General features: G+C 64.9%; 6 protein-coding genes. 3 read left to right on the top strand and 3 right to left on the bottom strand.

What is annotated here, in order from left to right:
- Positions 1-3,610: type I secretion C-terminal target domain-containing protein (locus DN388_RS24735; RefSeq protein WP_255002716.1), on the top strand; the 3,610-nt coding region annotated here is incomplete at its 5' end.
- Between the two features lie 124 nt (positions 3,611-3,734).
- Here the strand turns inward: DN388_RS24735 and DN388_RS24730 are convergent.
- Positions 3,735-4,100 carry a YbaN family protein gene (locus tag DN388_RS24730; RefSeq protein ID WP_058540758.1) on the bottom strand — a complete coding sequence of 122 codons (366 nt, stop codon included), beginning with the start codon at positions 4,098-4,100 and terminating at the stop codon, positions 3,735-3,737.
- 10 nt (positions 4,101-4,110) lie between these two features.
- Positions 4,111-4,698: a YecA family protein gene (locus DN388_RS24725; protein WP_054916593.1), complete on the bottom strand. Its 588-nt coding sequence runs from the start codon at positions 4,696-4,698 to the stop codon at positions 4,111-4,113.
- Positions 4,699-4,943: 245 nt separating this feature from the next.
- On the opposite strand from DN388_RS24725, the gene recQ reads away from it, so the two are divergent.
- Together recQ and DN388_RS24715 are read left to right on the top strand one after the other, a co-directional pair.
- Entirely contained in the window at positions 4,944-7,076 is a 2,133-nt protein-coding gene (gene recQ / locus DN388_RS24720) for a DNA helicase RecQ (RefSeq protein ID WP_043864126.1), read from the top strand.
- 118 nt (positions 7,077-7,194) lie between these two features.
- Complete coding sequence (locus tag DN388_RS24715) at positions 7,195-7,629, top strand: MarR family transcriptional regulator (protein ID WP_043864125.1); 435 nt, start codon at positions 7,195-7,197, stop codon at positions 7,627-7,629.
- Here DN388_RS24715 and DN388_RS24710 read toward each other — a convergent pair.
- Complete coding sequence (locus DN388_RS24710; protein ID WP_255002710.1) at positions 7,626-9,815, bottom strand: patatin-like phospholipase family protein; 2,190 nt, start codon at positions 9,813-9,815, stop codon at positions 7,626-7,628. The two genes, DN388_RS24715 and DN388_RS24710, sit on opposite strands and share 4 nt — an antisense overlap.
- Between the last annotated feature and the right edge of the window lie 62 nt (positions 9,816-9,877).

Genomic DNA, 9,877 nt, shown 5'->3' with positions numbered 1-9,877 from the left:
CGTCACCGACAGCAAGCTGGTGGCCTGCGCCGATACCGAGGTGAAAGTCTACGAAAAAGCGCTGGACCTGACCCAGGACCCGCAGGACCTGGCCCCGGGCACGGTGGTGGGCAGCAACCCTACCTCGCCTGGCGAGACGGGTATCGGCACCCTGGTCGGCTCGGTCACGGGCGGTTCCGGCGCGCTCACCTACACGCTGGTGGGCAGCACTACAGGTGCCTATGGGCAGATTCAGCTCAATGCCGACGGCAGCTACAAGTACACCCTGACCTCGGCGCCGCACATCGGCAACGGCGACGACGGGGCGAATATCGTCACGTCCGAGACCTTTACCTACAAGGCGACCGACCAACTGGGCAACAGCGTCACCAGCACCATCGTGATCAAGATCGTGGATGACGTGCCAAGGGCGGAGTCCGACAGCACCACGGTGGTGGAGGGCGGTACGGTCACCGGCAATGTGCTGGATAACGACACATTGGGGGCAGACGGCCCGGCCCAGGGCGGGGCGGTGGTGGGCGTGCGGTTCGGCGCCGACACCTCGACCTCGGCCATCGGCTCGCTGGGCGTGGGCATCGCCGGCACCTATGGCACCCTCATCCTGCATGCCAACGGCGAGGCCGAGTACAAGGCCAACCCCAATGCGGTGACGCAGGACGGTGCCCAGGACACCTTCACCTACACCATTCGTGACGCGGACGGCGACGAAAGCACCACCACCATCACCATCAATGTCACCGACAGCAAGATCGTCGCCTGCCCCAACAACGAGGTCACGGTGTACGAGAAGGCCCTGGACCTTAGCCAGGACCCGAACGACCTCGCCCCCGGCACCGTGACCGGCAGCGACCCCGGCTCAGCGGGTGAAACCGCGACCGGCAGCCTGGTGGGCTCGGTCAGCGGAGCCAGCGGCGCGATCACCTATACGCTGGTGGGCAGCAGCACGGGCGCCTATGGGCAGATTCAGCTCAACGCCGACGGCAGCTTCAAGTACACCCTCACGTCCGCACCCAAAACCGCAGGCGGGCTCAACGACGGCCCCAACGTGGTCACCAGCGAGACCTTCGTCTACAAGGCCACCGATGCGGCCGGCAATTCGACCACCAGCAACATCGTGATCAATATCGTCGATGACATGCCCACAACGGCTGACGCCGTGCGCTCGACCACACCGGGGCAGGTGGACACCAACGTCATGCTGATCATCGATGTGTCCGGCAGCATGGCCGACAATTCCGGGGTGCGCGGCCTGTCGCGCCTGGAGCTGGCCAAGGAGGCCATCGGCGCACTGCTGGACAAGTACGACGACATGGGCGATGTGAAGGTGCAGGTCGTCACGTTCTCCACCGGTGCCAGTGATCGCACCGACGTGTGGGTGACGGTGGCCGAGGCCAAGGCCCTGATCAAGGACCTGACCCCAGGTGGCTCGACCTATTACGACTCGGCAGTCAATGTGGCGCAGACGGCCTACCAGACGCCGGGCAAGCTGGAGGGGGCGCAGAGCGTCAGCTACTTCTTCTCGGACGGTGCGCCGACCTCGGGGCATGCCCTGACCGAAACGCGCACCGGCAACTGGGAGAACTTCCTGGGCGACAACGGCATCAAGTCGTATGCGATCGGGCTGGGCAGCGGCGTCAACACCGGCAATCTCAACCCGGCTGCCTATGACGGCAGTACCCACACCAATACCAACTCGGTGGTGGTCACCGACCTGGCGCAACTGGACAACGTGCTGTCGGGCACCGTGCAGGGCGCGCCGATCACCGGCAGCCTGATGAGCGGTGGCGACTTCGGTGCCGATGGTGGCTTCATCAAGTCGCTGTTGATCGACGGCACCACCTACACCTTCGACCCCAAAGGCAACGCCAACCAGCCCAGCTATGCAGCCAGTGGCGGCGCAGACCGCGGCACCTTCGACGCGAACACCCACAGCATCACGGTCAAGACCGCGGTGGGCGGGACGCTGGTGGTGGACATGGACAACGGCCAGTTCACCTATACGCCGCCCAAGGACAGCGGCAGCAATCAGGTGGAGACCATCCGCTTCGTGGCCAGCGACAACGACGGCGACCTGAGCGGTGCCAACCTGGTGATCAACGTCAACACCAATGCTGCGCCGGTGGCCGGTGCCGATCATGTCATCACCAATATCCTTGCGCCGAGCATCAGCGTGCCGGCCGCCGCCTTGCTGGCCAACGACAGCGACGCCAACCACGATCGCCTGAGTGCGGCGCCGATCACCTTCAACACCGGCTGGACCAAGGGGGCGGATTTCACGGCCGGCAACGGCAAGACGGTCATCACCTTCACCGGCCAGGACGACACGCTGGCCAATCAGGAGCGGGTTCTGGCGCGCAGTGCCTTTACCGGCGCAGCCGGGTCGATGACCGCGGCGCTGGTGGTCAGTGGCTACCTGGGGGCGGTGAGTGCTGCCAATGGCAATGACGAAGACGTGATCAAGGTAAGCCTGCGCGAGGGCGAAACCCTGACCCTGGACCACAACCGCACCGCTGATCGCAACTTGCTGATGCAGTGGAAGGATGAGGGCGGCACCTACCACACCATCGCCGATGGCGGCAGTTTCACCGCAAGCCATGATGGGGTGTACAGCATCCATCTGGTCAACCAGGTCAATGACGACGGCGGCAAGGGCGCAGAAAGCTACCAGCTGAACATGTCGATCAACTACGCCGGGGCGCATGACTACACGCCCACCTACAACGGCACCTATACCGTCAGCGACGGCCATGGCGGCAGCGCCACGGGGGCGGTGGACATCACCTACCAGGCCGGCAGTACCCTGGAAGGCACCAGCCAAGACGACGTGCTGCTGGCCGGGAGCGGTGATGACGTTCTCAATGGCGGTGCAGGCAACGACGTGCTGATTGGCGGCGATGGCAACGACAAGCTCTACGGGGGGGATGGCAACGACCTGTTGATCGGCGGCAACGGCAACGATCTGCTCGACGGTGGCGCTGGCAACGACACCGTCAGCTACGCCGGGGCGAGCGCTGGGGTGACGGTGAGCCTGGCGCTGACCGGTGAGCAGAACACGATCGGCGCCGGGCTCGACAAGCTGGTGTCGATCGAGAACCTGATCGGTTCCGACCACGACGACAAGCTGACCGGCGACGACAACGCCAACACGCTGATCGGCGGCCTGGGCAACGACATCCTGATCGGGGGCGGTGGTGACGATCTGCTGATCGGCGGGCCGGGCAACAATACCCTGACCGGTGGCGCGGGCAGCGATACCTTCCTGTGGCAACAGGGCAATACTGGCCACGACAAGGTGACCGACTTTACCCCGGGTACCGATCGGCTGGACCTCTCGCAATTGCTGCAGGGCGAGAACGCGACGTCGGCGTCGCTGGACGATTACCTGCACTTCACGGTGACGGGCACGGGCAACGGCGTGATATCGACCATCCAGGTGAGTGCGGTGGCCGGCGCGGCGCCGACCCAGACCATCGAACTGGCCGGCGTGGACCTTGCCCATCACTATGGGGTGACGGCGGGCGCGGGTGGGGTCATCTCGGCGGGGGCGGATACAGCCACGGTGATCAACGGGATGCTCAATGATCATTCGTTGAAGGTGGATACGGTGTGACATGAGGCGCAGATGGCGCAGCTGACCTGCCGCTGCCATCGCGGGCCAAGCCCGCTCCCACAAGAGCAATGAAGTAGCTGTGGGAGCGGGCTTGGCCCGCGATGGGGTGGGCGCGTGGTTGCGCCTAGGTACGCTTGCGCAAGGTCTTCTGCCGCGCGATGTACACGGTCACCAGTACCGCACTGGTGAGCATGAACCCGCGTGCCCACGGCAAGGGCACCAGGTAGCACGAAAAACCTATGCTCAGCCACATCAGCCCGATGGCGTATACCTTGGCCTTGAGCGGAATGCCCTCACCGCCCAGGTAGTCGCGAATCCACGGCCCAAGCCGCGGGTGATTGACCAGCCATGCGTGAAAGCGGGGCGAGCTGCGCGCAAAGCAGGCTGCCGCCAATAACAGAAAAGGGGTGGTCGGCAGCACCGGGAGGAAGATGCCGATCACCCCCAGCGCGACGCTGAGCCAGCCGATGGCCAGCAGCAGGTAGCGCATGGATGCAGACTCAATGGTGGCGAGGCTTGAGCAGCGCAGGTTTCTCGTCCGGGGCATGGCACAGCAGGTACAAGGCCGTCAGCGCCTCGGGGATCTGCACGATCATGTCGTCCATCAGGTTGGCGTCGCTGGCGATGTCGGCGAACTCGGCCTCTTCGTCGAACAGGCCGGAACCGACCATGATCGGCAGCAGCATTTCGCTGACCTCTTCCTCGGCGCTTTCGAACCAGGCCGCTTCACGCAGGAACACCCCTTCCATGAAGCCGATGCACCAGCCGCGCAGCTCGGAGTCGTCCGGCTCGTCGCCAAGGTCCAGGTCGCACGGCAGCTCGAACTCCTCATCGCTGGCCAGTTGGCGGGCGATGTGATCCTTGAGCTTGATCAGTGTGCTTTCGATTTCTTCGCGCTGGGCCTCGTCCTTGTAGTGCGGCGGCTCGGCGAACAGGGCGTCGATCCATTCACGCTCGGGAACGGCTTCGGAGCAGATCGACAGCGCGGTCAGGTAGCCGTGTGCGGCAACGTAGTCCAGCGCTTCTTCGTGCAGCTCGTCAGCGTCGAGGAAGGCTTGCAGGCGGGTTAATTGCTCAGCGAAGGACATTACAGGGCTACCTTGGGAATAAACGATGCTGGAATTCTAGCATCTTGCGGCGCCTGCGAGGCAAAGGATGACGCCTATCGCAGAGCCCCCTGCACGGGCGCCGTGTCCGGTATAATGCCCGGCTTTTGCGCCCGGTCACGCCAGCATGCGGCCCCGGCAAAAGCCGCTTACGCAATTTCAGGTGTGGCGGGGAAGCTTTTCATCCAGCCTGTGGCCAGGATGGTTCTGCGATTTATGGAGTTTTTATGCTCGAACAGGCTCAGCGCGTCCTCAAGGACATCTTCGGCTACGACAGCTTTCGCGGGCGCCAGGGGGCGATCATCGAATGCGTGGCCAAAGGCGGCGATGCGCTGGTACTGATGCCCACCGGCGGCGGCAAGTCGCTGTGCTTCCAGGTTCCGGGGCTGCTGCGCGAAGGCCTGGCAGTGGTGGTGTCGCCGCTGATCGCGCTGATGGACGACCAGGTGGCGACCCTCGACGAGCTGGGTGTCGCCGCGGCTTCGCTGAACTCCACGATGAGCGCCGACCAGCAGCGCGAACTGGCCATGCGCATTCGTCGCGGCGAGCTCAAGATGCTGTACCTGGCCCCGGAACGCCTGGTGCAGCCACGCATGCTGGATTTTCTGCGCAGCCTGGACATCGCGCTGTTCGCCATCGACGAGGCGCATTGCGTGTCGCAATGGGGCCATGACTTCCGCCCTGAATACCTGCAACTGGGGCAGCTGGCCGAACTCTTCCCCAACGTGCCGCGCATTGCCCTGACCGCCACCGCGGACATGCGTACCCGCGAAGAGATCGTCACCCGCCTGCACCTGCAGAACGCCGAGCGCTTTCTGTCGAGTTTCGACCGACCGAACATCTTCTATCGCATCGTGCCCAAGGAACAGCCGCGCAAACAGTTGCTGGCGTTCCTCAACGAGCGGCGCGGCAACGCCGGCATCGTTTATTGCCTGTCGCGCAAGAAGGTCGACGATGTGGCCGCGTTTTTGTGCGAGCAGGGGTTCCCGGCGCTGCCCTATCACGCCGGCCTGCCTGCCGAGACCCGCGCCAGCAATCAGCGCCGCTTCCTCAACGAGGAAGGCCTGATCATGGTCGCGACCATCGCCTTCGGCATGGGCATCGACAAGCCCAACGTGCGTTTCGTGGCCCACCTGGACCTGCCCAAGTCGCTGGAAGCCTACTACCAGGAAACCGGTCGCGCCGGCCGTGACGGCCTGCCCGCCGATGCCTGGATGGCCTACGGCCTGCAGGACATGGTGATGCTCAAGCAGATGCTGCAGAACTCCGAAGGTGACGAGCGTCACAAACGGGTCGAGCAGCACAAGCTCGATGCCATGCTGGCACTGTGCGAAGAGACCCGCTGCCGTCGCCAGACCCTGCTCAACTATTTCGATGAAGAACTGCCCCAGCCCTGCGGGCACTGCGACAACTGCGTCGACGGCGTGCAGACCTGGGACGCCACCGAGCCTGCGCGCCAGGCGCTGTCGGCCATCTACCGTACTGGCCAGCGCTACGGCGTGGGCCATCTGGTGGACGTGCTGCTGGGCAAGGACAACGAGAAGATCCGCAGCTTCGGGCACGAGAAGCTTGCCGTGTATGGCGTGGGCAAGGCTCGCGCAGAAGGCGAGTGGCGTTCGCTGTTCCGCCAGCTGGTGGCGCGTGGCCTGGCCGATATCGACCTGGAAGGCTATGGCGGGCTGCGCTTGTCCGATACGTGCCGGCCCTTGCTGCGTGGCGAAGTCACCCTTGAACTGCGCCGCGACCTCAAGCCGCAGACCAGCAGCAAGAGCAGCAGCTCGGGCAGCCCGGCCAGCCAGCTGGTGCGCGGCGAGGAACGCGAACAGTGGGACGCCTTGCGCGCCCTGCGGCGCAAGCTGGCCGAGGAGCATGGCGTGCCGCCGTATGTCATCTTCCCCGACTCGACCCTGCTGGAGATGCTGCGCAGTCAGCCCGGCAGCCTCAGCGAGATGGCCCAGGTCAGTGGCGTGGGGGCACGCAAGCTGGAGCGCTACGGCCAGGCCTTCCTCGAGGTGCTGGGCGGCGCTGCAGAGGCCCCGGCCCCGGTCGCCGATCTGCGCCACGAGCTGATCAGCCTGGCCCGCGCTGGCATGACTCCGCTGCAGATCGCCGGCCAGCTGCAATGCAGTGAAAAGAACGTTTACAGCCTGTTGGCCGAGGCCATCGGTCGCCAACAGCTGTCACTGGAACAGGCGCTGGACCTGCCCGAGGACCTGATGGGCGAGATCCAGGATGCGTTCCTCGACGGCGAAGGCGAGTTGCCGCCGGTGTCGGCGATCATCGAGCAGTTTGGCGGACGCGTGCCTGAGGGCGTGCTGTATTGCGTGCGCGCCGCACTGGCGGCCGAGTTCGAGATGTAGAAAGGTTGTTTGTCATCATTTATGACGATTATGCAGCGCCTGCCGACGGCATGAGCCTTGCCTAAGGCCCAAGGGCATGATTAGCTGCCTATTAATTAGTTCTGATGATGAGTTTCCTATGCCGTTGACCGATCACCACCGTTTCGGGATGCAGTTGGCCCATATGTCCCGGGGTTGGCGCGCCGAGCTGGACCGCCGCCTGGCCGGGCTCAACCTGTCGCAGGCGCGCTGGCTGGTGCTGCTGCACCTGGCGCGCTTCGACGAGGCCCCCACCCAGCGCGAACTGGCGCAGAGCGTGGGGGTTGAAGGGCCGACCCTGGCCCGTCTGCTCGACAGCCTCGAGGCCCAGGGCCTGGTCAAGCGCCAGGCCGTACTGGAGGACCGGCGCGCGAAGAAGATCGTGTTGTGCCCGCCCGCCAAGCCGTTGATCGACCAGATCGAGACCATTGCCAACGCCTTGCGCGTCGAGCTGTTCGAAGGCATCGACGAAGAAGAGCTGCGCGTGTGCATGCGGGTGCACGCGCGCATCCTCGGCAACCTGGAGAAGTCCTAGAAGGTCTGCCCCAGGTTGAGGTAGAACGCCTTCTGGTTCTCGGTGTTCATGCCGTAGCTGAAGTTCAGTGGCCCCAGCGGCGTTTCGAAGCCCAGGAAGATGCTCGAGGCGTTGATGTAGCCGCTGTCGAACTCGTTGTCGTTGTTCCAGGCGCGGCCGCGTTCCAGCGAGCCGCCCAGATACAGCGGGAAGTCCAGCGGCAGGTAGGAGCGCGGGGTCAGGCGCCGGTAGTAGACCATGCGCATCAGGCTCAGGTTCTGGCCTGACACCGAGTCCTGGCGAAAGCCCGACAGCTGCCGGGCGCCGCCCATCACGAAGCTCGAGGTGACCACCTCGGCATCATCCAGAGTCCGCGCATAGCGACCGCCGAATACCCAGGTGTTCGGCCCGCTGCTCAGGGCCTTGTCCAGTTTCATGTCCCATTGGCGATAGCGCTGGTCGGAGCCCAGGCCCGGCTCGAACTGGCGCAGGGTCAGGCTGACGTCTTCGCCGCTGTGGGGGAAGTAGACATTGTCCAGGGTGTCGAACGAATACTTGAGGTCATAGAAGCCTTCGTTGAAGTTCACCTTGGGCAGGCCCTGTTCGCCGATGCGTACCTCGGCCTGCCCCCAGGCCTGGCCCACCCCCAGGCGCACTTCGCCGTTGTTGCCGATCTGGCGGCCCAGGTTGAGCCCGAAGCCATAGCGTTCGAGGCGGTACTCGGCGATGGGGTCGTTGTCCAGGGTGGCCTCGATGTTCTGCGAGCCGATGTCCAGGTAGGGCGCCACGAAGTAGCGCGACCCGGTATCCAGCGGCTGGTAGAACTCGCTGTAGAGCTCCTGCTTGTCGCCGATCTGGGCTCGGGTGAGCCACTCGGCGCCCAGGCGGTTGATGCCGTTGACGCGGTAGCTGGCGCCCAGGTTGAAGGCGCTGTCGCCACGCAGGTCATCGGACAGGTTCAGCCCCAGCCGCAGATAGTCGGTGCCGCCACGTCGGCCCCGGGCGTTGATCACCAGGGTGTTCTCGTCGCCCTTGTGCACCACGCGGTACTGCACCCGGTCGAAGTAGTCCAGGCCGTACAGGGTGCCCATGTCGGTGCGCAGGCGGTCGAGCTCCAGCGGTTCGCCGATGGGCTGGCGAATGTAGTAGCGGATCACGTCGTCACTGACCTTGGAGTCGTTCTCGACCTTGATGGCGGTGATCACCGGGGTGCGTTGCCCGGCCGAGCGCGCCTCGGCCAGTTGCACCGCCGTGTCGTTGACCCGGCGCAGGCTGGCCAGGCGCGGGTCGAGCAGGCGGGTGGCGCGGTAGCCGGCGTCGATCATGTCCTGGGCCCGGCCGAAGTCGGTGACGCCAAAGCTCGACAGCGGCGGCTGTACCAGGATGTCGTCGCGGTGCAGCGAGGCCAGTTGCTCTTCGGAGTTGCGCCGGGTCATCAGGGTGATCGACTGGTTGAGCACATCGACCACCGTGGCCAACTGCTTGCGATTGCGCAGCGGCGTGCCGATATCGACGACGATCGCCATGTCCACACCCATCTCACGCACGATATCCAGCGGGATGTTATCGACCATGCCGCCGTCGACCAGTAGGCGGCCGTCCAGCTCGACCGGGGCGAACACCGCCGGGATCGACATGCTGGCGCGGATCACCTGGGGCAGGTGGCCCTTGCGAAACACCACTTTCTCGCCGCTGGCGATATCGGTGGCCACTGCGCGGAACGGGATCGGCAGCTTGTCGAAGTCACGGGTGTCACTGGCGTGGGCCAGCAGGCTTTCGAGCAGCAGCGCCAGGTTCTGCCCCTGGATCACCCCCAACGGCAGGCCCAGGCTGCCGTCGTCGCGAAAGCTCAGGCGCTGTTTGACCAGGAAGTCGCGGTCGTCCTGCTTGCGCCTGAAGGGGATGTCCTTGCGCGGCGGTGCATCGGACAACGCCTGCTGCCAGTCGATGGCCAGGGCCAGCTTCTCCAGCTCGTCGATCTTGTAGCCCGAGGCGTACAACCCGCCGATCACCGCGCCCATGCTGGTGCCGGCGATGGCGTCGATCTTCACCCCCTGTTCTTCCAGCGCCTTGAGCACACCGATGTGGGCCAGGCCGCGCGCCGCGCCGCCGGACAGCACCAGGCCGACCTTGGGCCGGGCGGCCTCGGCGGCGCAGAGGGCAAGGGAGGTAAGGGACAGCAACAGGCACAACAGCAGACGACGCATCGCGGCTCTCGGAGCAAAGGCTAAAGGTGGCTAGTATAAGCGCGACCACCTATCAGGAGACC

It is taken from the genome of Pseudomonas sp. S12(2018), assembly GCF_024355235.1.
GTDB classification, from domain to species: Bacteria; Pseudomonadota; Gammaproteobacteria; order Pseudomonadales; family Pseudomonadaceae; genus Aquipseudomonas; species Aquipseudomonas palmensis.
Note: the sequence above shows the minus strand (reverse complement) of the source record. Positions and strands in the feature narration are given on the sequence as shown.